Genomic DNA, 24,176 nt, shown 5'->3' with positions numbered 1-24,176 from the left:
CTGACCATACGGTGACCAGGGGTGGGCCGCTAGCAGACGGGATTCACGGTTCCCTAGCATTCCCTCAGCGCCGGCGGATCGTTCGCCGTGGCCAGCCCCTGTTTCCGCCATCCGTGACGAGGTCTGCTGCCGTGAGGTTCTCCTTCCGCCCCATTGAGGGTGCCTTCTACGAACTCTTCACCAAAGCCGCGCAGAACCTCGTGCGGGGCACCGAGCTGCTCAACGAACTGGCGCTGCCCGGGGTCGACGTGCAGTCGGTCAGCGAGCGGCTGACCGAGGTCGAGCACGACAGCGACCAGATCACCCACGACCTCTACAAGAAGATCAACTCCGCGTTCATCACGCCCTTCGACCGGGAGGACATCTACCGGCTGGGCAGCCAGCTCGACGACGTGATGGACCACCTGGAAGCGGTCGGCAGCCTGCTCTACCTGTACGGGCTGACCCAGCTGCCGTCGCTGCCCCGCGAGATGCACGAGCTGATCGCCGTCCTCGACCAGCAGGCCCGGGTCACCGCCGAGGGGATGCCCCGGCTGCGGGCGATGAAGGACCTCGAGGACTACTGGATCGAGTGCAACCGGCTGGAGAACGTGGGCGACCGGGCGTACCGGATGCTGCTGGTCCGCCTCTTCTCCGGCGAGTACGACGCGCTGACCGTGCTGAAGATGAAGGAGGTCGCCGACGAGCTGGAGGCCGCCTGCGACGCCTTCGAGCACGTCGCCAACACCGTCGAGACCATCGCGGTCAAGGAGTCCTGAGCCGCGTGAGCCCCGAACTCATCGCCGTCCTCGCGGTGATCACCGTTGCGATGGTCTTCGACTACACCAACGGTTTCCACGACGCGGCGAACGCCATCGCCACCAGCATCTCCACCCGGGCGCTCACCCCACGGGTCGCCCTGCTCATGGCCGCCGTCGGCAACTTCGTCGGCGCCCACTTCGGCGCCGAGGTCGCCAAGACCGTCGGCAGCGGCCTGGTCGAACTGCCGGCCGGGGTCTCCAGCCTCGGCATCGTCTTCGCCGGCGTGGTCGGCGCGATCACCTGGAACCTGATCACCTGGTACTTCGGCCTGCCCTCGTCGTCGTCGCACGCGTTGATCGGCGGCCTGGTCGGCTCCACCATCGCCGCCTCCGGCACGGTGCTGTGGAGCGGCATCGCCGGCGACGTGGTGATCCCGATGGTGCTCTCCCCGATGGTCGGCTTCGTCCTCGGGTTCCTCGTCATGCTCGCCGTGCAGTGGATCTTCCGTAACGGTCAGCCGGGCAAGCTCAACCGGGGCTTCCGGATCGCCCAGTCGATCTCGGCGGCGGCGATGTCCGTCGGGCACGGCATGCAGGACGCGGCGAAGACGATCGGCATCGTGGTGCTGGCGCTGTTCGTCGGCGGCTTCCAATCCGACGCCGAGACCATCCCCGAATGGGTCTTCTGGACCTCGGCGACCGTGCTGGCGCTGGGCACCTACGCCGGTGGCTGGCGGATCATCCGTACCCTCGGTCGCAAGATCATCGACCTGCGGCCGCCGGAGGGTTTCGCCGCCGAGACCGTCGCCAGCTCGGTGCTCTACTTCAACGCCCTGGTCCTCGGCGCGCCGATCTCCACCACGCACACCATCACCTCGGCGATCATGGGCGTCGGGGTGACCAAGCGGCTGTCGGCCGTCCGGTGGAACGTCGCCGGCAACATCGTCGGCGCCTGGATCCTGACCTTCCCGGCGGCGGGCACTATCGGCGCGCTGATGTACTTCGCCGTCCGGCCGCTGTTCAGCTGACTCCGCCGACGGGTCAGCGGGTCAGCTGGTCGTGGGGAACCAGGTCGGCCAGCAGCGCCTCGACCCGGCGGCGGATCTCGTCGCGGATCGGGCGGACCGCCTCGACCCCCTTGCCGGCCGGATCGGTCAGCGCCCAGTCCTCGTACCGCTTGCCGGGGAACGTCGGGCAGGCGTCACCGCAGCCCATCGTGACGATGACGTCGGAGGACTCGGCCGTCTCCCATTCCAGCTTCTTCGGGGTCTGGTCGGTGATGTCGATGCCGACCTCACGCATCGCCTCGACCGCCGCCGGGTTGACCGTGTCGGCCGGCGCCGAACCGGCCGAGCGGACCTCGACCGCGTCGCCGCCGAGGTGACGCAGCCACCCGGCGGCCATCTGGGACCGGCCGGCATTGTGTACGCAGACGAACAGCACGCTGGGCTTGCTCACGGGGGTGTCTCCTTCGAAGGGGTGTGCCAGGGGTCAGCGTCGGGCGTCGGCCAGCTCGTCGTCGACGGCACCGGCCGGGACCACGACCTGGTCGGCGGCGCGGCCGACACCGGGGTAGAGCGCCAGCAGCAGCGCCGCGCCGACGGTGAGGCCGACGCACTGGGCGACCAGGAACGCCGGGATCGAGCCGGGGGCGATCCCGGCGAAGGTGTCGGTGAAGCCCCGGCCGATGGTGACCGCCGGGTTGGCGAACGACGTCGACGAGGTGAACCAGTAGGCGGCACCGATGTACGCACCGACCGCCGCCGGGGCGACGGCGGCCCGACCGGAGCGGGCCAATGCGAAGACCAGCAGGACCAGACCGGCGGTGGCGACCACCTCGCCGAGCCACAGGTGGCTGGCCGACCGGTCCTTCGTCGACCAGGTCACCGCCGGCAGGGCGAACATCAGGTTGGCCAGGACCGCACCGGCGATGCCGCCGCTGACCTGCGCGGCGACGTACCCGCCGAGGTCCGACAGGGTCAGGCCGGTGCGACTGCGCCGGCCGAGGAACCAGTCGGCGGCCGACACGACCGGGTTGAAGTGCCCGCCGGAGACCGGGCCGAAGATCAGGATCAGCGCGCCCAGTGCGAACGCGGTGGCGATCGAGTTCTCCAGCAGTTGCAGCCCGACGTCGTCCGGCGACAGGGTCTGGGCCATCACCCCCGACCCGACCACCGAGGTGACCAGCAGGGCGGTGCCGGCGAACTCGGCCAGCAGCCGTCGCCAGAGTGCGACCGGGTTCACGCGTTCTCCACTTTCTGCAGCTCGGTCAGCAGCCGGCGGACCCGGCGCTCGATCTCGTCACGGATCGGGCGGACAGCGTCGACGTCGCGCCCGGCCGGGTCGTCCAGCTCCCAGTTCTCGTACCGGGTGCCGGGGAAGACCGGGCAGGCGTCGCCGCAGCCCATCGTGACGACCACGTCGGCGGCGCGGACCACCTCGTCGGTCCACGGCTTCGGGTACTCGCCGGAGATGTCGATGCCGCGTTCGGCCATCGCCGCGATCGCCGCCTGGTTGACCTCGTGCCCCGGCTCGCTGCCGCCGGACCAGGCGACCACCGTCTCGCCGGCGAGGTGGGTGAGGAAACCGAGGGCCATCTGGCTGCGCCCGGCGTTGTGGGTGCACAGGAAGAGCACCACCGGCCGGCCGTCGGAGTGCAACCCCTCGACCCGGGCCAGGGCCTGCAGCCGCTGCCGGGCGAACCGTTCGGCGAGCAGCGGCAGGTAGTTGGGGATCGTGCTGCCGGTGGCGAACTGGTCGTAGCTGGACAGCAGGAACCGCTCGATCGTCTCGCTGTTGTAGGTGCCGTCGAACTCGCGGGCCAGCCGGGTGGCGGCGGTCCGCAGCGCCAACTGCTGGTCGATGGAGAGGTCAGGGCGGACGGGGACGGTGACATCAGACATGGTGGGCTCCGGGTGGTGCGGGAATGGCGGCCCCGGTGCGGGCGATGGCGGGGGCCAGCCGGTCGATCCGGCCGGCAAGATCGGTGTACGCCGACTCGAAGGCGGCGTCGGTGTCCACGCGGACCGGATCCGGCACCGACCAGTGCAGGTCCGGCGCGTCCGCCCCGGTCAGCTCCTCGTGGGCGTTGTCGCAGACCGCGATGACCAGGTCGCCGGCGGCGACGACGTCGGTGACGTGCGCCGTACGGGTGGGGTCGAGGTCGAGCCCGTGCCGGGCGGCGAGCGCCACGGCCCGGGGGTGGACGCGGCCGGCCGGCCGGGTGCCGGCGGACGCGGCCGGGGTGGGGCCACGGTGGTGCCACAGTGCGGCGGCCAGCTGCGAGCGGGCGGAGTTGCGGGTGCAGACGAAGACCACCCGCTGCGCGCCGCGCACCGGGGCCGCCGCCAGCTGGTCCAGCACACCCGGCACCAGTTGCAGGTAGCTGCGGCGGCGGTCGCCCTCGGAACGGACCCGGCGCAGCAGGCCGACCTCCTGCAGCACCTTGACGTGGTGGGCGACCAGGTTGCTGGCCAGGCCGAGCCGCCGGCCGAGCTCGCCGGGAGCGGCGTCGCCGAGGCGCAGCAGGTCGACCATGGCCAGCCGGGCCGGGTCGCCGAGTGCGGCGTGCACCCGGGCCCGGTGCTGCAGCCGGTCGGTCGGTGCCGGCTCGTCGGAAACTGCCTCAGCGTTCATTGACTCAATGATTGCTGAGGTAACTGTCGGCGTCAAGCCGGTACCGCGCGCCGCCGACTCGAAGCAGGCCGGCGGCGGGACGTCCAATCGCCGGTCGGCGGCGGGCTCGTCCGCCCCGGCGGTCAGGTGTAGCTGACGCCGATCTGGCCCCGGATCGTGTCCAGCAGCTCCATCACCTCCAGGGTCACCGCGTGCGGCACCAGCGGGCTCTCCCGCAGCCCTGCCGCCAGGCACCGGTGCACCTCGGCCGCCTCGTACTGGTAGCCGTTGCCGGCCGGCTCGACCACCCGGACCACCTCGGGGTCGCCGGTGCCCCGGCGGATGGTGAACTCGTCCGGGCAGATGAACGGATCCGGCAGCGCGATCCGGCCGGTGCTGCCGGTGATCGTCGCCGTCACCGGCGTGGCACCGACAATGCCGCAGGTCAACGCGGCCACCGCACCGGAGTCGTAGCCCAGCAGCACGCCGGTGTTCTGGTCCACGCCCTCCGGGGTCAGACTCGCCCAGGCGTGCACCGCGTCCGGCCGGCCGAGGATCAGATGCGCCAGGCTCACCGGGTAGATACCCAGGTCGAGCAGAGCGCCGCCGCCGAGCGCGGGGTTGCGCATCCGGCTCTCCGCCGCGAACGGTCCGGCCAGCCCGAAATCGGCGTGCACCGAGACGACCTCACCGATCGCGCCGTCGGCGATCAGCTCCGTCACCCGCCGTACGGTCGGATTGCACCGCATCCACATGGCCTCCATCAGGAACACGTCCCGGGCCCGCGCGGTCTGCACCAGCTCGGTGCTGCTGGCCAGGTCGAGGGTGAACGGCTTCTCGCACAGCACCGCCCGCCCGGCGTCAAGGCAGGTCATGGTGGCGGCGTGGTGCGCCGAGTGCGGGGTGGCCACGTAGACGACGTCGACCTCGTCGTCGGCGGCGAGGTCGGCCCACGAGCCGTACGCCCGGGGGATGTCGAACCGGTCGGCGAAGGTCCGGGCGCTGTCGGCCGAGCGGGAGCCGACCGCGACCACCTCGGCGTCGGGCAGCAGACGGAGGTCTTCGACGAAGCTGGCGGCGATGGCGCCGGTGGCGAGAATTCCCCAACGAGTCATGCCGGCACGCTAGCTGACCAGCAGACCCGGTGCCGGCGGGGCCGACCGTCCGGCCCTGGGTCGGCGGGGCGTGCTGGCCGGCCGGCCGGTGGACGCCTACGCTCGGGCGCGTGCCCGCCGACGACGACACCATCGCCACCGCCGACGACGCTGACACGGGGGCCGTCGGGCCACCGCGACCGTTGCGGTTCGCCGTACCGGAGGCGATGGTCGAGCAGGCCAGCGGCTTCTACGCGGCCGGCCGCACCCCGGCACCGACCCGGCTGGCGGCGACGGTGCTGTTGCTGCGGCCGGCGGCCGACCCGGGCGGCGACGGGGTCGAGGTCTACCTGATCCGCCGGGTGCCGGCCGTCGCGTTCGGCGGGGTGTACGCCTTCCCCGGTGGCGGGGTGGATCCGGCTGACGCGGACGAGGACCTCGACTGGGTCGGGCCGGATCCGCAGACCTGGGCGCACCGGTGGGGGAGCACCCCGGAGCAGGCCCGCGCGGTGGTCTGCGCGGCGGCCCGCGAGGTGTTCGAGGAGACCGGCGTCCTGCTCGCCGGCTCAGACTCGGCCACAATGGTCGATGCTGTGGACAGTCCGATGTGGGAGGAAGAGCGGCAGGCGTTGCTGGCCCGTACGGTGAGCTTCGCACAGCTGCTGCGCCGGCACCGGCTGGCCCTGCGGTCGGACCTGCTGGCCCCGTGGAGCCGGTGGGTCACCCCGGCGTTCGAGCGGCGTCGGTTCGACGCGTACTTCTTCGTCGCCCGGCTGCCGGCCGGCCAGGCGACCCGGGAGGTCTCCGGCGAGGCCGACCACGGGCTCTGGGTCACGCCTCGGCAGGCGTTGGGCCGGGCTGCGGCCGGTCGGTGGCAGCTGCTGCCGCCCACCTGGGTCAATCTCGCCGAGGTCGGTGCGTACGCCGACCCGGCGGCGGTCTTCGCCGCCTCGGCGGACCGGGACGCGGCCCGGCCGATCACCCCGGACCTGCACGTCGATCCGGACGGGACGGTCAGCTTCGTCGTCGCGGCGAGCTGACCCGGCCGACTGGCCCGGCCGACCGGCGGCCGACCGACGCGGCCGACTGGCCCGGCGGTCGGTGTCAACCCCCGGTCGCGAATAGATGATCTTGCGTTACCGAGCGGTGATACTTTGGCGCGCACAAATCGCGATCCAGGGAGTCGGGCGGTCACCGCCCGTCGCCGTGACCGGACGGGACAGATGGCTCCACGACCAGGAACCTCAGCCGCGGGTGGTGCGTCGTCGCAGGATGGCGACCTGGTGCACCTCGCCGTGCCCGCCGAGTACGTCGGCCACATCGCCCGGCTGATCGAGGAGCTCGACCAGCGCCCGCGCCCGATCCCGAAGCCCGCCCGCCGGCCCCGGGTAACCACCCGGGCGGTCCGCGAATGGCCCGTCGAGGAGCTGCGCCGGTTCGCCCAGGGCCGCTCCCGCACCCACCAGACCGTCTTCGCGATCCTCGACCTGCTCGCCAGCCGGCCGGGCGAGACGTTGGCGGTCGGTGACCTCGCTGCCGCCCTGGACAGCCCGGTCGACAAGGTCATCGGCGCGCTGGGTGGGCTGACCCGGATCGTCAAGGCGTACCACGACTATCCGAAGTGGGGGCTGCCGCTGCAGCGGGTGCCGCGCAGTGAGCCGGGCCGTTCCGGCGCGGTCGCCTACCGGGTCACCGCCGAGCAGGCACGCCGCTGGCGTCAGGTGCGGAGTCGGCAATCGGCTGAGTGAGCCTCGACCTGCGGTCGGGCCGGGCATCGGCCGAACGTCGCCGCGCGGCGCGAGCTATGTCACAGTCGAGCGTCGAATCAGCGCTGCCGGTGACCAGACAAGTCCCGTTCACCTTCTGTTCACCATGCTCCGGTCGTCAGTTTAGCCACGGCTCGTACCGTCCTCGGCGTTCGAGACGGTGAACTCGCCCCCGCTACCCGGGCGGTGACTCGCCACCCGACCTCAGAGAGGCAACGCACCGTGAATCGTAAGTCCCTCCGGCTGGCCGCCCTGCCGGCCGCCGTCATGCTTACCCTCGGCGTGGCCGCGTGCGGCAACGACGGCGACAACGGCTCGGAGTCTGGTAACGGCTCCGAGACCTCGGTCAGCGGCACCCTCGCTGGCGCCGGCGCCTCCTCGCAGGGCGCCGCGATGGAGGCGTGGATCGCCGGATTCACCTCCGTGGCCCCCGACGCGACCGTCACCTACGACCCGATCGGCTCGGGCGGCGGCCGCGAGCAGTTCACCTCCGGCGGCACCCAGTTCGCCGGTTCGGACGCCTACCTCGACGAGGAGGAGATCGCCGCGGCCCTGGCCACCTGTGGCGACCAGGGCTTCATCGAGTTCCCCGGCTACATCAGCCCGATCGCCGTGGCATACAACCTGCCGAGCGTCGAGACGCTGAACCTGTCGCCCTCGGTGATCGCGAAGATCTTCGACACCAAGATCACCAAGTGGAACGACCCGGCGATCGCCGAGCTCAACCCGGAAGCCACCCTGCCGGACCTGGCGATCACCGCCGTGCACCGCTCCGACGAGTCCGGCACCACCGAGAACTTCGTCGACTACCTGGCCAAGGCCGCCCCGGCCGACTGGCCGTACGAGGTCTCCGGCGACTGGCCGACCCAGACCGGTGAGGCCGCCGCCCAGACCCAGGGTGTGGCCGCCGCGCTGCGCTCCGGCGAGGGCACCATCGGCTACATCGACGCCTCCCAGGCCACCGACCTCGGTGTCGCCGCGGTCCAGGTCGGCGAGGACTTCGTCGAGTACTCGGCCGAGGCCGCCGCGGCCGTCGTCGACGCCGCCGAGACCGTCTCCGGCCGCCCGGAGTTCAGCTTCGCGATCGACCTGCCCCGGGACACCACCGAGGCCGGCGTCTACCCGATCGTGCTGGTCTCCTACCAGCTGGCCTGCGTCAACTACGACAGCCAGGAGACCGTCGACCTGGTCAAGGCGTTCTTCAACTACCTGATCAGTGAGGAGGGCCAGCAGGCCGCCGCCGACAACGCCGGCTCCGCGCCGATCTCCGCCGAGCTGCGGACCCAGGCGCAGCAGGCCATCGACGCGATCACCGTCGCCGGCTGAGTCCAGCACCACGTCCAGTCCCGTCGACTCGAGGTCCGGACGGTCACCCGGTGGCCGTCCGGACCTGCGGCGTATCCGAACCCCCACCGTCACGACACGGCCTGAGGAGGCGTAACCCGTGACAAAGCCCGCCACCGCCACCAGCGGTACCCCATCGAGCGATCCGCCGCCGGGCGGCTCGCCGCGCGGCACGTCACCGGACGAGTCGCCGATCGTCACGGACCGTCGTCGGGGCCGGTCCGGCAAACGGATCGGCGACCAGATCTTCTCCGGCACCGCCGTCGGTGCCGGCGTACTGATCCTCGTCACCCTCGCGGCGGTCGCCGCCTTCCTGCTCTACGAAGGCTTCCCCGCGCTCACCGCCGACGCCGAGGATCTGCCCGGCGGCGAGGGCTTCCTCGCGTACGTCGGTCCGTTGCTGTTCGGCACGGTGCTGGCCGCCGTGATCGCCCTGGTGGTCGCCACCCCGCTGGCCATCGGCATCGCGCTGTTCATCTCGCACTACGCGCCCCGCCGGATCGCCGCCGGGCTCGGCTACCTGGTCGACCTGCTCGCCGCCGTACCCAGTGTCGTCTACGGACTCTGGGGCATCGCCTTCCTCGCCCCGCAGGTGGTGCCGGTCTACCGCTGGCTGGAGGAGTACCTCGGCTTCATCCCGTTCTTCGCCGGCCCCACCTCGACGACCGGGCGGACGATGCTGACCGCCGGGCTGGTGCTGGCGGTGATGATCCTGCCGATCATGACGGCGGTGAACCGGGAGGTCTTCCTGCAGACCCCGCGTCTGCAGGAGGAAGCCTCCCTGGCGCTGGGCGCCACCCGCTGGGAGATGATCCGGATGACCGTGCTGCCGTTCGGCCGCTCCGGCATCATCAGCGGCAGCATGCTCGGCCTCGGCCGGGCCCTCGGCGAGACCCTCGCCGTCGCGATGATCCTCTCCGCGTACGACGTGGTCACCATCAACCTGATCGACTCGGTCAACAGCAACACCATCGCCGCCAACATCGCCCTCGACTTCCCCGAGTCCAGCGGCCTGGCGGTCAACGCGCTGATCGCCTCCGGCCTGGTGCTGTTCGCGCTGACCTTCGCCGTCAACTTCGCCGCCCGGGCCGTCGTCGCCCGCCGGCGTGACTTCTCGGGAGCGAACGCATGACCACCATCACCCCGCCCCGGGCGGTGGCCACCAACTCGCTCACCAGCGGCGTGCTCCCCACCTGGGCGCCGTGGGCGGTGGTCGGCGTCAGCCTGTCCGTGGGCCTGCTCGGCGGGCTCAGCCTCGGCCTGTCCATCGCGCTGTCGGTCGTGTTCGGCGTGCTGCTGACCCTGGTGGCGCTGCCGGCGGTCTCCTGGCGGGTCGAGGGCGGTCGGCGGGCCAAGGACCGCTTCGTCACCGTGCTGGTCGCCCTCGCCTTCGCGCTGGCCATGCTCCCGCTGCTCTCGCTGGTGATCACCGTCACCAGCAACGGCATCAACCGGTTCGACCTGACCTTCCTCACCAGCGACATGCGCGGGGTGCTCGGCGAGGGCGGCGGTGCGCTGCACGCCACCGTCGGCACCCTGCTGATGACCGGCGCGGCGGCGCTCATCTCGGTCCCGATCGGCGTGATGTGCGCCGTCTACCTGGTCGAGTACGGCCGGGGCCGGCTGGCCCGCTGGGTGACCCTGCTGGTCGACGTGATGACCGGTATTCCGTCCATCGTGGCGGGCCTGTTCGCGTTCGCCTTCTTCGCGCTCTTCTTCGGCCCTAGCATCCGCTTCGGCCTCGGCGGCTCGGTCGCCCTGTCCGTGCTGATGGTGCCGGTGGTGGTCCGCTCGGTCGAGGAGATGCTCAAGCTGGTGCCGAACGAGCTGCGGGAAGCCTCGTACGCGCTCGGCGTACCGAAGTGGCGCACCGTGCTGCGGGTGGTGCTGCGGACCGCCGCCCCCGGCATCGCCACCGGCGTCACCCTGTCGATCGCCCGGGTGATCGGCGAGACCGCCCCGCTGCTGATCATCTCGGGTGCCACCACGGCGCTCAACTCCAACCTGTTCGACGGTCGGATGGCCTCGCTGCCGGTCTTCACCTACTACTCGTACAGCATCCCCGGGTCCCGGCCGGAGTTCGGGGTGGACCGCGCCTGGGCCGCCGCGCTCACCCTGTTCATCCTCGTCATGGCACTGAACCTGGTGGCCCGTCTGATCTCCCGGTTCTTCTCCCTGCCGAACAGCCGCTGAACGCGGAAAGGACCCCTCAAGTGGCCAAGCGAATCGAAGTCTCCGACCTGGACATCTACTACGGCGCGTTCAAAGCCGTCGAGCAGGTCGACATGACCATCGAGCCGCGGTCGGTGACGGCGCTGATCGGCCCGTCCGGCTGCGGCAAGTCGACCTTCCTGCGCTCGCTGAACCGGATGCACGAGGTCGTGCCCGGCGGCCGGGTCACCGGCAAGGTCGCGATGGACGGCGACGACCTGTACGGCGTCGGCGTCGACCCGGTCGCCGTCCGGCGCCAGGTCGGCATGGTCTTCCAACGCCCCAACCCGTTCCCGACCATGTCGATCTACGACAACGTGGCGGCCGGCGTGAAGCTCAACGGTGGCCGGATGCGCAAGGCGGAGCTCGACGAACTCGTCGAGCAGACACTGCGCGGCGCGAACCTGTGGGAGGAGGTCAAGGACCGGCTGGGCCGGCCCGGTTCCAGCCTCTCCGGCGGGCAGCAGCAGCGGCTGTGCATCGCGCGGGCGATCGCGGTCAAGCCGGCGGTGCTGCTGATGGACGAGCCGTGCTCGGCGCTGGACCCGATCTCCACCCTCGCCATCGAGGACCTGATGCACCAGCTGAAGACCGAGTTCACCATCGTGATCGTCACGCACAACATGCAGCAGGCGGCGCGGGTCAGCGACCGGACCGGCTTCTTCAACATCGCCGGCACCGGCCAGCCCGGCAAGCTGATCGAGATGGACGACACGCAGAAGATCTTCAGCAACCCGAAGATCAAGGCGACCGAGGACTACATCACCGGCCGGTTCGGCTGACCGGTGGGCAACGGCCCTGACCCGATGCGGGTCAGGGCCGGCGGTAGGCGCGGCGCAGGCCCGGCGCGGTTTCAGGGCCGGCGGTAGGTGACGTCGGCCGACCAGCGCAGGAAACCGAGCCGGGTGTAGAGCCGTACCGCCGCGGTGTTCGACTCGTCGACGTAGAGCATCGCCCGGGGCAGGCCGGCCCCGGCCAGATGCCGCAGCCCGGCCAGGGTGAGCGCGCGGCCGAGACCGCCGCCGTGGGCGCTCGGATCGACCCCGAGTACGTAGACCTCGCCGACCGCCGCGTCGGCGTGCACCTTGGTCCAGTGGAAGCCGAGCAGCCGGCCGGCCGCGTCCTCGGCGAGCAGGAAACCGGCCGGGTCGAACCACGGTTGCGCCATCCTGGCCCGCAGCTGCGGCAGCCCCCAGCGGCCCTGCTCCGGATGGTCGGCGAACGCCGTGGCGTTGAGCGCCACCCAGACGGCGTCGTCCTGACCCGGCACGAATGACCTCATCCGTACCCCGGCTGGCAGGGTCGGCTCGGGTAGCGGGTCGGTCAGCTTGCGGCGCAGCTGCAACAGCACCCGGTCGCGGACGAAGTCGTGGTCGAGGGCGAGGGCAGCGGCTGACGGGTGGTCGCCGTGCGCCCAGACGCGCAATGCGGCCGTCGGGCCGGCGGCGTCGAGCAGCCCGGCGAGCAGCCGGCGACCGTACCCGCGTCGCCGGTGCGCCGGGTGCACCACCAGCTCGCCGACCGGGCCGGCCGGGTCGGTCGGGTCGAGGTGCGCGTACCCGGTCAGGTCGCCGGCCGGGCCGGTCAGCGTGACGTGCCGGGCGGCGCTCGCCTCGCGCAGCGTGAGAACGACCTGTTCGGGCAGCGGGTCGGCACCGTCGGTGTCGGCGGCGGCCCGGGCCAGCGTCAGCACCCGGTCGACCTGGGCCGGGTCGAGCCGGTCGGACCGGTCGACGGTCACACTCGTTCGGGTCGCCGGCTCCGCCATGCCTCCCACCGTAACGCCCGCGTCGGTGCCGGTCCGGCGCGGTGCCGGCGGGTCAGATCTGGCCGGTCTTCAGGTGCAGTCGGCGGCTTCGCTGATCGGCCCGTTCGGCGAACGGTGGAAGCGCATCGACGAGGAAGCGTTGCCGCAGGTTGGGCAGGATCGTCCGCAGTGCCTGGACGGTGCCGGTGCGGTTGCCGCCGGCGTCGTGCAGTAGGACCACCGAGCCCGGTACGGCCTGGGCGGTGACGGTGGCGGTGATGCTGCCGGCCCCGGGCTGGTGGTAGTCGGCCGGGTCGATGGTCCAGTGCACCGAGGCCATCCCCAGCTCCTGGGCGACCTCGACCACGGTCGGGGTCCAGAAGCCGCCCGGCTGACGGAAGTAGGAGACCGGGTGGCCGGGGGCCGCCGCCCGGATCGCCTCGGAGGTCCGGGTCAGGTCGGCCCGGACCGCGGCCGGCGGGTAGCTGCCGAGGGCGAAGTCGTGACTCCACGAGTGGTTGCACAGGGTGTGGCCCTCGGCGGCGATCGCCGCGACCAGTTCCGGGTACGCCGCCGCGTTCCGCCCGACCAGGCAGAACGTGGCCTTGACGCCGTACTGGCGCAGCACGTCGAGGGTCTGTCGGGTGTGCACCGGGTGGGGGCCGTCGTCGAAGGTGAGTGCCACGGCGGCGCTGCCGCTGGTCAGTCGGGTGCCGTGCGGCCCGCTGCGGTCGACGGCCAGCGGTGCGTACTCGGGCAGCGGCACCGCCGGGCCGGTGGTCGCCGGGTTGGCGGTCGCTGGTCCGACGGTCGGCGGCGGGCCGAGGTCCGGGTCGTGGCCGGAGGGGGTGACCACCGGTGCCGGAGCCGGCGTGGGGCTGGGGCCAGGGCCGGCCACCCGGGTCGGTGCGGTCCCGAACCCGATCACGTACGCGCTGGTCAGCGCCGCCGTAGCGGCCACCGCCGCCAGGGCCAGCACACGGGAACCCACCAGCACCGCCACCATCGCCCTCCCGGATCCGCACCGTCGGGGGCGACGTTAGGTCGGTTCAGCGGGTCACGAGAGGTGAATGGGTCAATAGCGCCCTAAAACGGGTCCATTCCGATAAAAGTCGAGGCGCCATCCGGACGGAACCGGATGACGCCTCGGCTGATGTCGCGGTGTTCGCCTGCGCGCCGGTCACCACCTGTGCAAGGCGGCGCGACCACGTCAGACGGGCAGCGGAGCGGGCTCGTTGTCGGGCAGCGGCGAGCGGCTCGGTGGCACCACGAACTTGTAACCCACCTGGCGGACCGTGCCGATCATCGACTCGTACTCCGAGCCGAGCTTGGCGCGCAGCCGCCGCACGTGCACGTCGACCGTGCGCGTACCGCCGAAGTAGTCGTAACCCCAGACCTCACGCAGCAGCTGGTCGCGGGTGAAGACCCGGCCCGGGTGCTGGGCGAGGAACTTCAGCAGCTCGAACTCCTTGTACGTCAGGTCGAGCGGCCGGCCCTTGAGCTTGGCGGCGTAGGTGTCCGGATCGATGCTCAACTCGCCGGCCCGGATCAGCCCGCCGGCACCGGACGTGGCGTTGGTCAGCCGACCGACCGCCAACCGCAGCCGGGCCTCCACCTCGGCGGGGCCGGCGCTGGCCAGGATCACGTCGTCGACGCCCCAGTCGGCGTTGAGCGCGATCAGGCCGGCCTCGGTGACCACCGCGACCAGCGGGACGCCCAGACCGGTGGCATGCAGCATCCGGCAGGTCGCGCGGGCCTCGGACAGCTCTGACCGGGCATCCACCAGGACCGCGTCGGGGCTGGGCCCGGACACCAGGGTACGTACGTCACGGGGTGCGGTCCGCACCGAATGGGGGAGCAGGTCGAGTGCGGGCAGTACGGCCGACGGCTCGCCTGCACGGGCCGTCACCAGCAGCAGGATTTCCACACATCACCTCCGTCCTCGCGGCCTGTCCTGGCCGCGCGTGGTGACCGCGGGCTGACGACCGAACCGGCCGTCACCGCAGACAGCGGCGTCGAGACCCCGGCTTCGCTGACGGGTGGTTAAGCCAAGAGCTTAACCGATCAGGTGCCGGAAACACCCGGGCGGCCAGCCGTTCATCTGTGCGGTTGGCCATAACGGTTGAAGGTTGCACTACCGCGACCAACCGTGCCGTCGCCAGCGGGCGGCCCGGCCGGTCTGGCACGATCGGGGCGTGTATCCCTCCACGCCATCCGAGACCGGCCGCGACCAGTGGCCCGACGGCGGCCGGCCGGGCCCGGCCGGACGGCCGTCCGGGCCGACGCCCGGCGGGCGTGCCCCGGCACCGGGTCCGATGCCGGGCCGCGCTCCCGGCCCGACGCCGGGGCGGGCCCCTGCCCCTGGCCCTGGTCCCGGCCCTGGCCCTGGCGGGTCACCGGGCCGGGCGGCGGTCCCCGGTCCACCGCCGGGCCCACCGCCGGGCCCCGGTCGGGCCCCGGCACCCGGTACGGCGGCAGCGGCGGTGGCCGCCGTACGGCCGCCAGCCGCAGCGGGGCCGGGCCGAGCGACGCCGCCGCGTCCGGACGCCGCCGCCCCGCCACGTCGGGACTCGGCCGGCCCGGCCGACGGGGACGCCACGGACGACGACGGGCCGTCGCGGGCGGCTCCGGTGCCGGTCAGCCGGACCCTGTCGCTGACCGTCGCCGGGTTCTCGGTGCTGCTCGCGTTGGGGCTGATCTTCGGGGCGCAGACCGCCGGCCCCGGGCTCGCCCGGCTGCCGTTCGCCGTGGTCGTCTTCGGCGTACAGCTGCTCTTCGTCATCTCCTGGACGCTGGCGATTCGGCCACCGGCGATGTGGGTGGTCGGTGGTGTCGGCCTGGCCGCCGCGGCCGGCGCCACCCTCGGCGCGCTGCTGCCGACGGTCGCCACCCTGGCCCCGGTCGGGTACGCCGCCGCCGGCGGGTTCGTCGCCGCGGTGCTCGCCCAGCTGGTCCGCCCCGCCGACCGGACCCGGGTCACCGAGTCGCTCGGTGCCAACCTGCAGATCGTCGTCGGCGCGGTCGCCTTCGCCACCCTCATCGTGCTCAGCCGGCTGCAACTCGGCGGCACCCAGACGATCGTGGTGGCGCTCGCCGGCACCGGCAGCGCCCTGATGCTCGCCCGGCTCACCGACGCGGTGCTGTCCCGGCCCCGGCTCGCCCCACAGGTGCCCCGGGGCGCCGCCGGAGTGGTGTTCGGCGCGATGGGCGGCACGCTCACCAGTGCCGTACTCGGCATCTACGTGGTCGGCTACACCCCGATGACCGCCGCCGTGGTCGGCCTCGTCGCGGCCAGCGCGGCCGTGCTGGTCGACCTGGCCACCGGGTACGCCGAGGCCAGTCGGCAGATGGCCGGTGACCCGCCGACGATGTGGGTGGCCCGGCACATGCAGGGTCCACTCGGTGGGTTCGCGCTCGCCGCACCGCTGTCGTACGCCCTCGGTGTCCTGATCTTCAACTGACGGTCCGGGTCGCCGACCGCGTGAGGGGCACTCAGGTTGGGTAGATACGGTACGGCGCGACGAACCCCAGCCGAGGAGGGACAGTGTCGACGTATCCGGCATTTCCGGAGCCAGCTCCTCGGAGCCGGCCCCGCCGACGTACCGGGCGTCGCCTGCTCGTCGTCGCCGCCGTCCTGCTGGTGATCCTCGGCATCGCCCTGGTCGTCGCCGACCGGGTGGCGGTCGCCTACGCCGAACGTGCGGTCACCGACCAGATCCGGCAGCAGATCGCCGCGCAGAACATCGAGTCCTCCGAGCCGGACGTCTCGATCGGCGGCTTCCCGTTCCTGACCCAGGTGCTCGCCGGCGACTACCGGTCCATCTCGATCGTGCTGCGTGACGTCTCCGCCCCGGTCAACGGCAACAGCGTGCGGCTGCCGACCCTGGACGTGGACGCCCGCGGCGTACAGGCGTCACTGGACACCCTGCGGACCGGCCAGGGCGAGGTCGTCGCGGAGACCGTGCAGGGCGAGGCCACCGTCGCGTACGGCAGCGTGGTCACGCTGATCGACCAGCCCGGCGTCGAGCTGTCCGAACGCGACGGCCAGCTCGCCGTCACCGCGCCCGTGGAGATCCTCGGCCAGCAGGTGGTGCTGACCGGCACGGCCGACCTGGAGGTCGCCGACGGTCAGGTCCTGCTGCGCTTCGCCAACCTCGACGCCGAGGGACTGCCCGGCGACGACGCCGCCCGTGGCTTCGTCGACGCCTACGCGCAGCAGCTGTCGATCGCCGTACCGTTGCCGGAGCTGCCGTTCCAGCTCGACCTGCAGCAGGTGCACGTGACCCCGGCCGGTCTGGTGGTCACCGCGACGGCCCAGGACGTGCCGCTGAGCGCCCTCGGCTGAGGTCGGCGCCCGGATCCGGTCACCTGGTCACCTGGTCACCCGGTGACGTGGCGGCCGTCTCAGTGCGTGGTCGGATCGGTGACCGGCCGGAAACAGGCTGGTAAGCTTCGGCCCCATGGGGAAGTTCCTCACCAAGCGGCGCGCGGTCGACCTGTGCCGTGTGGCCACCTGCCTGTGTCGCCCGGTCCTCTGACGGCGGGCTGACCCGGCGGGCTGTCCACCGACCTCTCCAACGGTCGGGTGGCAGTGCCCGAAGAATCCTCCACCAACGCCCGGCAGCGGCGCCGTCGCACGTCCGTGATCCGTCCTCCACGGGTTCACGCACAGGTGCGACACCTGCGGCGTGGACTCACCACCGACCCGCGTTCCCCGTCCGGCCACCGGCGCCGTCGGGGAGAACCAACCAGGGAGTGATCTGATGAGTCGCGACACCGCACTCGTTTCGGCCGACTGGGCCGAGAAGAACCTCGACGCCCCGGGCGTCGTCTTCGTCGAGGTCGACGAGGACACCAGCGCCTACGACGGTGGCCACATCGCCGGCGCGATCAAGATCGACTGGAAGACCGACCTGCAGGACCCGGTGCGCCGCGACTTCATCAACAAGTCGCAGTTCGAGGCGCTGCTCTCCGAGCGCGGTATCAGCAACGACGACGTCGTGGTGCTCTACGGCGGCAACAACAACTGGTTCGCCGCGTACGCCTACTGGTACTTCAAGCTGTACGGCCACGGCGACGTCAAGCTGCTCGACGGCGGCCGCAAGAAGTGGGAGCTCGACGCCCGCCCGCTGACCACCGAGGTCGTCACCCGCCCGGCCACGCAGTACGTCGCACAGGAGCCGGACAGCTCGATCCGGGCGTTCCGCGACGAGGTCGTCGCCGCCATCGGCACCCAGAACCTGGTCGACGTCCGCTCGCCCGACGAGTACGCCGGCCGGCTGCTCGCCCCCGCCCACCTGCCGCAGGAGCAGGCGCAGCGGGCCGGGCACATCCCGACCGCGGTCAGCGTGCCGTGGTCCAAGGCGGCCAACGAGGACGGCACCTTCAAGTCCGACGACGAGCTGCGTGCGCTCTACGCCGACGCCGGTCTCGACGACGGCAAGGACACCATCGCGTACTGCCGCATCGGCGAGCGGTCCTCGCACACCTGGTTCGTGCTCAAGGAGCTGCTCGGGCACTCCAACGTCAAGAACTACGACGGATCCTGGACCGAGTACGGCTCGCTGATCGGCGTGCCCGTGGTGCTCGGCGACGAACCCGGAAAGGCGTGACCATGACAGCTGCGACAACGCCGAGCGCCGCGACCGCTGCGGGCTGCGCCGCGCCGGACCAGTCCGCGCCGCTGCCCGCCAGCGTCGACCTGGCCAAGGAGACCGTGATCACCGGCACCGTACGGACCGCTGACGGCGAGGTCGTCGCCGGCGCGTACGTGCGGCTGCTGGACGCCACCGGTGAGTTCACCGCCGAGGTGGTGACCTCCCCGGCCGGCCAGTTCCGGTTCTTCGCCGCCCCGGGCAGCTGGACGCTGCGGGCCCTGTCCCGGCACGGCAACGGCGACACGCCGGTGACCGCCGCCCAGGGCGTCAACGAGGTCGGGGTGACCGTCGGCGGCTGAGGCCCCGACACCCCTGCGACAAGCTGCGGCCCTCGGAACGTCACGTTCCGAGGGCCGCAGCTCATGATCAGGGTCACTGCGCGTGACGCCGCCCCACCGGGACATGCGCCCGGACGATATTCCTCAGAGGTATAAATATTCCTCACAGGAATACCGCTCTACCGCAGTACGGGTCCGCCGGGACCGGCAGCCATCAGGGCTGTCGCGTCGCCGACAGCGGCACCCCCGGTGTCGCGCTGTCGACAACAGAAACGGCTGACCGGTGGCGTCACCCCGGTCACTCGCCGCTCCGCATCGCCGACAAGCCCGCCCCTCATCGGCACTCCGGCGAACGATGACGAACTGACTTGATGACGTCACTACCTGGATTGTTCCTGGGTCGGTCGCGCACAATTTTCCTGCCGGGGCGAGCGGACGAAGAATCGGCATTCGACATTCCGGCGCCCGTGAAAATCGTTCATCCCATGGGGGGAATCATGCGGAGAACTGTCGGTATCCTGACGGCCGTGGCGATCGGAGTCGTCGCCTCACTGACCACTGCGGCGCCGGCGACGGCCCGTGCCGAAGCTTCTGAACTGCGAGTCCACAGCGTCCAGTACCACCCGAACGGGCTTGACGACGGCAGCGGAGCACTGCTCAACCGGGAATGGTTGCAGCTGATCAACCGGAGCAAGCAGGCCATCAATCTGCGCGGCTACACGGTGCACAACAACAACGGCCGGACCTACCGATTCGGCGATGTCGTCATTCCGGCAAACGGTGGTCGGGTGTGGCTGCGGTCGGGTTCCGGCGACGACACCGCACGGACCGTCTACTGGAACAATGGCGGATTCGTGTGGAACGTCAACGGCGACAAGGCATTCCTGCGGAACCGGAAAGGCCAGTCTCTGCACACCTGCTCCTGGTCCTACGTGAAGGGCCGGGACTGGGTGCGGTGCCCGGTCAACCCGTGATCGTCGAGGGTTGACCGCCGGCGGGTGCCGGGCCAGAGCTGGGCTGGCCCGGCACCCGTTCGTGCCGTCACGCCGTGGCGGCCGGAGCCGTCACACCGTGGCTGTCAGACCCCGCCGAGCCGGGGCGGACACGGGTCGACCTGCTCCAGCAGGGTGTCGACCGTCGTCACGATCCCGGCCGGGAGCCGGTGCTCGTGGGCCTGCGGCACCCAGCCGTCCTTCGCGGTGATGATCTGGTACTGCCCCCGGGGCAACCAGTAGGCGAACCCACCGGTCGCGTCGGTGCGCAGCGTGAACCCGGTGCCCGGCTCGGTCAGCGAGTTCAACCGTACGGTCGCCCCGGCGATTCCGACCTCGACCCCGGCGCAGCTGAGCCCGGAGACGGTGCCCTGCACCTTCGCCCAGGACGCCGGCGGCGAGACGTTCATCTGCACGTCCACCGCACCGACCGGGTACGGGGTGTTCGACCGCAGCCCGAGGGTGGCGGTATAGCGACCCGGCTGGTCCACCCCGGCCTCGGCGGTGGCCGACAAGGTGACCGTCACCGTCCGGGACGCGCCGGGAGCCAGCGTGAAGCTGCCCGGAGCGGGATCCAGCCACGGGATGTCGGCCGCCGCGTCACACGAGGCCAACCCGTCCAGCAGCTCCACCTGCGGCGATCCGACGAACGACGTCGGCGAGCCGCCGATCTTGTACGCCCCGCAGGCGCCGGCGCCCCGGTAGCGGGCGAACTGGGTGTTCGGCAGGTCCCGCCACACCCCGGCGGTCGGGTCGAAGCCGACCGTCCGGTTGGTCACCGTGGTCGACGACCCGGTCACCCCGCCGGCGATCACCAGCAGGCCACCTGCGGCGGCGTACTGGCCACCCCACAGGTCCAGTGGCAGGTCCGGCAGCGGGCTCCAGGCGTCGGCCGCCGGGTCGTAGGCGTACGCCGACCGGTACTCGACCGCCCCGGCCCCACCGGCGCAGTACGCCCGGTCGCCGATGCCGCCGCAGGCCAACCAGGACGCCGCGAGCGGGTAGTCGGCCCGGGACCGGAAGGTGCCGGTGCCGGTGTCGAAGGCCAGCACGGTACGGGAGTCGGTGCAGGTGCCGTCGACGCAGCCGCCGATCAGGTAGACCGTGCTGCCGACCACGGCCGAGCCGGCCGCCGCCCGTGGTGCCGGGCTGGTCACCCCGGGCAGGGTCGACCATGCCCCGGTCGCCGGGTCGAACATGTCGACGCCGGCCACCGGGGTGCCGCCGGCACCCCACCCACCGAACAGGTACAGCTTGCCGCCGACCGCGGCGAGCACCGGCTTGCTGCGGGCCACCGGCAGGTCCGGCAGGGCACTCCAGGCATCGGTGACCGGGTCGTACACCCAGGCGTCGCGTTCGGTGCCGGTGGTGCTGCCGCCGGCCACCGAGTAGATCTTGCCGTCGAGCGTGGCGGCGGCGTTGTCGAAGACCGCCGTCGGGTGGTCCGGTGCCCGGGTCCACGCCTCGTCCGCCGCCGAGCCGGCCGCTGAGCCGGCCGCCGGGGCCGGGCTGATCCGGGTCGGCGCCGCGCCGGCCGGAGCCCCGTACGCCTGACCCTGCCAGGCCTTGCTGATCCCCTTGACCCGGTGCTCGGTCAGGGCCGCACCGGCGGCCGCGCCGAGCAGGTCGAAGTCGCCGCCGCTGGGCAGCATCTCCACGGTCGCCGGGGCGCTACCGGTGTTGGTCACCGTCACGCTGGCCTTGCGGGTGCTGCCGTACGGCTGGTGGGACACCACCGGGGTGGTCGGGCTGAGCGTCACCCGGCCGGCCTTGACGGAGAAGTCGGCCCGTCGGGCACCGTCGGGCACCACCGTCACCGTCCGGCTGCGCACCTGGTACGGCGCCCGGGTGGCGGTGAACTCCTGCTCCCCGGTCAACGGCGAGAACAGCTGGTAGAAGCCGTCCGGCTGGGTCGGGTCGGCCGGCGTGGCGGCGGAGACGGCGGCGACCGTCGGGTCGGCGACGGCGGCCACGGTGACGCCGTTCAACGCGGCCCCGGTGTTGTGGTCGGTGGTGGTGCCGACCAGCAGACCGCCGGGCAGCGGGGTGCAGCTGCGGTCGACCACCTCGACGTCGTCGACCTGCCACCACCAGGCGTAGGTGCCCTGGAAGCGGAACCGGACGAGGACCTGCGCGGCACCGGCCACCTCGGTCAGCGGGATCTCCTCGACCCGGGGGCCGCGTCGGCTGCTGGTCTGGCGCCACACGGTGGTCCAGGTGTCGCCGCCGTCGACGGAGACCCCCACCTCGGCGCTGTCGCTGAGGCCGACGGCCCGCCAGTCGCTGGCGAACCGCAGGTACGGCGCGTCCGTACCGGACATGTCCAGGGTCGGGGTGACCAGGTCGGTGTCCTGGGTCTGCCCGACGCCGAGTGCGTCGGAGTCGATGTTGGCGAAGCCGCCGTCACCGCCGGTGAGGTTGCCCCGGGAGCCGATGTCGGTGAACTCCCAACCGCCGCCGGCGGTGCGCTCCACCACGGACCAGCCGTCCGGGGCGGTGTCGGCGGAAAAGTCCTCGGCGAGCAGCGGCGTACCGAAACTGGCCGCGTAGCCGGGGGTGACGCAGGCGGCGGTGACGCCGACCCTGACGTTGACGGTCCGGTCGCTGGCCCCGGCCGGGACCTCGACCCGGGCCGGCTGGTAGCCGGTCAGCACCGGGGTGACCAGCAGGGCGACGGCGGTGTCGCCGGGGACGGTGAGGGTGTAGCGCCCGGACGCCGGGTCGGTGTAGGTGAGCGTGTCGGGCTGTCCGTCGACCTCGACCCGGGCGTACAGCGGCCAGCCGTGCCCGGAGCCGTCGGTGACCCGGCCGGTCAGGGTGACCACGGTGGTGGCCGCCAGGTCGAAGTCCTGCGTGACGGTGCCGTCCTCGGTGACGGTGACGGTCGCGGTCACCGGCCGGTAGCCGAACGCGCTGGCGGTGAGGGTGTGCTCGCCGGTCGGCAGGGTCAGCGCGTAGCTGCCGTCGGCTCCGCTGGTGACGCTGCGCTCGCCGGTGGCGACGGTCGCGCCGGCCAGCGGCTCGCCGTCGCCGGTGACGACGCCGCCGACCCGGCCGGCGGGTCCGCGCGGGGCGGCCTCGACGACGGCGTACGCATCGAGCCGGCCCTCGCCGAAGTTGTTGTTGTTCGCGGCGGTACCACCGCAGCTGGTGTCGTCGGTGTCGATCGCGGTGCCGTCGAGCAGGGCCCGGGTCGCGGCGATGTCGCCGTACAGGGTCGGTGCCGCCGACCAGGCCAGCGCGACGGTGCCGGCGACGTGCGGGGAGGCCATCGAGGTGCCGCTGAACGCCGCGTACCCGCCGCCGGGGACGCTGGAGCGGATCGCGGTGCCGGGCGCGGCGATGTTCGGCTTCACCGCACCGTCCACCAGGGAGGCGCCCCGGCTGGATCGGGCGGCGATCACGTTGTTGACGTCGTAGTTGCCGACGGCGTACGCCTGCGGGTAGTCGCCGGGGGAGCTGGCGGTGCCGCAGGCCGGTCCCTCGTTGCCGATGGCGAAGGCGGGGAAGATGCCGGCGGCGACCCAGGCGTCGACGGTCTGCCGGTACCACGGGTCGTTCTGCCCGCCGCCCCAGGAGTTGTTGACCACGTCGGCGCGCAGGTCCGGTCGCGGGTTCGCGCCGGAGCTGTCGGTGGGGGCGAGCACCCACTGGCCGGCGGCCAGCAGCGAGGCGTCCGAGCAGGTGTCGACCTCGCAGCCCTTGGCCGCGATCCAGCGGGCGCCCGGTGCCACACCGGTCTGGTTGGTGCCGCCGTCGTCGCCGGTGATGGTGCCGGTCACGTGGGTGCCGTGGTCGTTGTTGTCGCACGGGGTGCCGGCCGGGCAGATGCCGGTCGGGTCGAACCAGTTGTAGTCGTGGTCGTAGCCGCCGGCACCGTCGGCGCCCCGGTAGCTGGCCGCCAGCGCCGGATGGTCGTACTGCACACCGCTGTCGATCGTGGCGACCACGATGCCCTCGCCCCGGGTGCCGAACTCGGCCCAGGTCTGCGGGGCGCGGACGTTGGTGAGGTTCCACTCGACGGCGGCGGTGCCGGCCCCGTCGGTGGCGGTCACCGGTGTGGCCGGTTCCGGGGTGAGCAGCGGGTAGCTGCGGGCCGGGTCGATGCGTTCCACCTCGGGCAGCGTGGCGATCCGGTCGGCGAGGGCGCGGTCGCCGGTGACCCGGACCGCGTTGGCGATCCAGTACGGGGTGTAGCTGGCCTTGCGCTCGTCGAGCAGCTCGCGCAGGCTCTGCTGGCTGCGTTCGGCGGTGCTGGTCAGTTCGCGGAACACGGCGGCGGCACGGGCGTCGGCCTGTCGTGACCCGGCCGGCAGCCCGGCGGTGGCGGCGGTGGCGGCGCGCGGCAGGTCGGCGCGTTCGCGCAGGTACACCATGAAGTCGGCGGTGCCCTGCCGGTCCAGGGTGGCGGCGAGTTCGGCGCTGAGTTGCGCGTCCGCCGATCCGGTCGACGGGGCGGCGCCCGCGCCGACGGGCGGGACGGTGACGACGAGCAGGGCGACCAGCGCGGCGGTGACCGTGGCCCGGGTCCGGGCGGCCCAGCCGCCGGCGGTGGAACGTTTCCGCCGGCCCGGACCGCGACGGGTCCGGTGCAGGTGTCCGGCACGACGGCGAGGCAGGTCGACCACGTGGTCCCCCAAGCTCGTGGCGGCCCGCACCCGGCGGGCCGCAGACCAGCGACCCGGAAAGCCCGGAGTCCGCTCGGCGCGTGCGCGGAGATGATCTACGGAAA

At 72.3% G+C, this 24,176-nt stretch carries 23 protein-coding genes; 14 read left to right on the top strand and 9 right to left on the bottom strand.

The window, feature by feature from the left end; genetic code table 11:
• Positions 1 to 131 precede the first annotated feature (131 nt).
• Both ACN28F_RS12430 and ACN28F_RS12425 read left to right on the top strand, forming a co-directional pair.
• Entirely contained in the window at positions 132 to 758 is a 627-nt protein-coding gene (locus tag ACN28F_RS12430; protein WP_421357829.1) for a DUF47 domain-containing protein, read from the top strand.
• A gap of 5 nt (positions 759 to 763) precedes the next feature.
• A complete protein-coding gene (locus tag ACN28F_RS12425; protein WP_421357827.1) occupies positions 764 to 1,768 on the top strand; it encodes an inorganic phosphate transporter in 1,005 nt (334 codons plus the stop codon).
• A gap of 13 nt (positions 1,769 to 1,781) precedes the next feature.
• Here the strand turns inward: ACN28F_RS12425 and ACN28F_RS12420 are convergent, their stop codons facing one another.
• The 5 genes from ACN28F_RS12420 to ACN28F_RS12400 all read right to left on the bottom strand — a co-directional run bounded on the left by ACN28F_RS12420 (position 1,782) and on the right by ACN28F_RS12400 (position 5,470).
• Positions 1,782 to 2,198, bottom strand: a complete 417-nt coding sequence (locus ACN28F_RS12420; RefSeq protein WP_289208128.1) for an arsenate reductase ArsC — start codon at positions 2,196 to 2,198, stop codon at positions 1,782 to 1,784.
• Positions 2,199 to 2,231: 33 nt separating this feature from the next.
• Positions 2,232 to 2,984, bottom strand: a complete 753-nt coding sequence (locus ACN28F_RS12415) for an aquaporin (protein WP_289208127.1) — start codon at positions 2,982 to 2,984, stop codon at positions 2,232 to 2,234.
• The gene (locus tag ACN28F_RS12410; protein WP_289208126.1) at positions 2,981 to 3,643 is read right to left on the bottom strand and encodes an arsenate reductase ArsC; all 663 of its coding nucleotides are present in this window, start codon (positions 3,641 to 3,643) and stop codon (positions 2,981 to 2,983) included. Before ACN28F_RS12410 ends, ACN28F_RS12415 begins: the two co-directional genes overlap by 4 nt.
• Positions 3,636 to 4,376, bottom strand: a complete 741-nt coding sequence (locus ACN28F_RS12405; RefSeq protein WP_421357824.1) for a helix-turn-helix domain-containing protein — start codon at positions 4,374 to 4,376, stop codon at positions 3,636 to 3,638. The genes ACN28F_RS12410 and ACN28F_RS12405 overlap by 8 nt, the downstream gene beginning before the upstream one ends.
• A gap of 122 nt (positions 4,377 to 4,498) precedes the next feature.
• A complete protein-coding gene (locus ACN28F_RS12400) occupies positions 4,499 to 5,470 on the bottom strand; it encodes a Gfo/Idh/MocA family protein (protein WP_421357822.1) in 972 nt (323 codons plus the stop codon).
• Between the two features lie 206 nt (positions 5,471 to 5,676).
• On the opposite strand from ACN28F_RS12400, the gene ACN28F_RS12395 reads away from it, so the two are divergent.
• From ACN28F_RS12395 to pstB, 6 genes are all read left to right on the top strand, one after another.
• Complete coding sequence (locus ACN28F_RS12395; protein ID WP_421361377.1) at positions 5,677 to 6,489, top strand: NUDIX hydrolase; 813 nt, start codon at positions 5,677 to 5,679, stop codon at positions 6,487 to 6,489.
• Between the two features lie 243 nt (positions 6,490 to 6,732).
• Positions 6,733 to 7,197 (top strand): hypothetical protein, encoded by a 465-nt coding sequence (locus tag ACN28F_RS12390; RefSeq protein WP_282225308.1) that lies wholly within the window; start codon positions 6,733 to 6,735, stop codon positions 7,195 to 7,197.
• 240 nt (positions 7,198 to 7,437) lie between these two features.
• A complete protein-coding gene (pstS, locus tag ACN28F_RS12385; protein ID WP_289208123.1) occupies positions 7,438 to 8,541 on the top strand; it encodes a phosphate ABC transporter substrate-binding protein PstS in 1,104 nt (367 codons plus the stop codon).
• A 118-nt stretch (positions 8,542 to 8,659) separates the two neighbouring features.
• On the top strand, positions 8,660 to 9,691 hold the full coding sequence (gene pstC / locus ACN28F_RS12380) for a phosphate ABC transporter permease subunit PstC (RefSeq protein ID WP_289208122.1): 1,032 nt from the start codon (positions 8,660 to 8,662) through the stop codon (positions 9,689 to 9,691).
• Entirely contained in the window at positions 9,688 to 10,752 is a 1,065-nt protein-coding gene (gene pstA / locus ACN28F_RS12375) for a phosphate ABC transporter permease PstA (RefSeq protein ID WP_289208121.1), read from the top strand. Before pstC ends, pstA begins: the two co-directional genes overlap by 4 nt.
• 20 nt (positions 10,753 to 10,772) lie before the next feature.
• Complete coding sequence (pstB, locus tag ACN28F_RS12370) at positions 10,773 to 11,552, top strand: phosphate ABC transporter ATP-binding protein PstB (RefSeq protein ID WP_289208120.1); 780 nt, start codon at positions 10,773 to 10,775, stop codon at positions 11,550 to 11,552.
• A gap of 71 nt (positions 11,553 to 11,623) precedes the next feature.
• Here the strand turns inward: pstB and mshD are convergent, their stop codons facing one another.
• From mshD to ACN28F_RS12355, 3 genes are all read right to left on the bottom strand, one after another.
• A complete protein-coding gene (gene mshD / locus ACN28F_RS12365) occupies positions 11,624 to 12,538 on the bottom strand; it encodes a mycothiol synthase (RefSeq protein ID WP_421357819.1) in 915 nt (304 codons plus the stop codon).
• Between the two features lie 52 nt (positions 12,539 to 12,590).
• The gene (locus ACN28F_RS12360; protein ID WP_421357817.1) at positions 12,591 to 13,508 is read right to left on the bottom strand and encodes a polysaccharide deacetylase family protein; all 918 of its coding nucleotides are present in this window, start codon (positions 13,506 to 13,508) and stop codon (positions 12,591 to 12,593) included.
• 219 nt (positions 13,509 to 13,727) lie between these two features.
• On the bottom strand, positions 13,728 to 14,444 hold the full coding sequence (locus ACN28F_RS12355) for a winged helix-turn-helix transcriptional regulator (RefSeq protein ID WP_289208117.1): 717 nt from the start codon (positions 14,442 to 14,444) through the stop codon (positions 13,728 to 13,730).
• Positions 14,445 to 15,000: 556 nt separating this feature from the next.
• Here ACN28F_RS12355 and ACN28F_RS12350 point away from each other — a divergent pair.
• From ACN28F_RS12350 to ACN28F_RS12325, 6 genes are all read left to right on the top strand, one after another.
• Positions 15,001 to 15,978: a hypothetical protein gene (locus ACN28F_RS12350; protein ID WP_289208116.1), complete on the top strand. Its 978-nt coding sequence runs from the start codon at positions 15,001 to 15,003 to the stop codon at positions 15,976 to 15,978.
• Positions 15,979 to 16,061: 83 nt separating this feature from the next.
• The gene (locus tag ACN28F_RS12345) at positions 16,062 to 16,862 is read left to right on the top strand and encodes a DUF2993 domain-containing protein (protein WP_289208115.1); all 801 of its coding nucleotides are present in this window, start codon (positions 16,062 to 16,064) and stop codon (positions 16,860 to 16,862) included.
• 115 nt (positions 16,863 to 16,977) lie between these two features.
• Complete coding sequence (locus ACN28F_RS12340; protein ID WP_421361375.1) at positions 16,978 to 17,055, top strand: Ms5788A family Cys-rich leader peptide; 78 nt, start codon at positions 16,978 to 16,980, stop codon at positions 17,053 to 17,055.
• 225 nt (positions 17,056 to 17,280) lie between these two features.
• The gene (locus ACN28F_RS12335) at positions 17,281 to 18,129 is read left to right on the top strand and encodes a sulfurtransferase (RefSeq protein ID WP_289208114.1); all 849 of its coding nucleotides are present in this window, start codon (positions 17,281 to 17,283) and stop codon (positions 18,127 to 18,129) included.
• 2 nt (positions 18,130 to 18,131) lie between these two features.
• Entirely contained in the window at positions 18,132 to 18,473 is a 342-nt protein-coding gene (locus ACN28F_RS12330) for a DUF1416 domain-containing protein (RefSeq protein WP_289208113.1), read from the top strand.
• A gap of 350 nt (positions 18,474 to 18,823) precedes the next feature.
• Positions 18,824 to 19,426, top strand: a complete 603-nt coding sequence (locus tag ACN28F_RS12325; RefSeq protein WP_421357814.1) for a lamin tail domain-containing protein — start codon at positions 18,824 to 18,826, stop codon at positions 19,424 to 19,426.
• A 104-nt stretch (positions 19,427 to 19,530) separates the two neighbouring features.
• Here the strand turns inward: ACN28F_RS12325 and ACN28F_RS12320 are convergent, their stop codons facing one another.
• Positions 19,531 to 23,949, bottom strand: coding sequence for a S8 family serine peptidase (locus tag ACN28F_RS12320; protein ID WP_421361374.1), 4,419 nt, complete (start codon positions 23,947 to 23,949; stop codon positions 19,531 to 19,533).
• Positions 23,950 to 24,176 lie beyond the last annotated feature (227 nt).

The organism is Solwaraspora sp. WMMA2101, assembly GCF_049179175.1.
Classification (GTDB): domain Bacteria; phylum Actinomycetota; class Actinomycetes; order Mycobacteriales; family Micromonosporaceae; genus Micromonospora_E.
The sequence above is the reverse complement of the archived record's forward strand: the minus strand, read 5'-3'. Positions and strand labels throughout refer to the sequence as shown.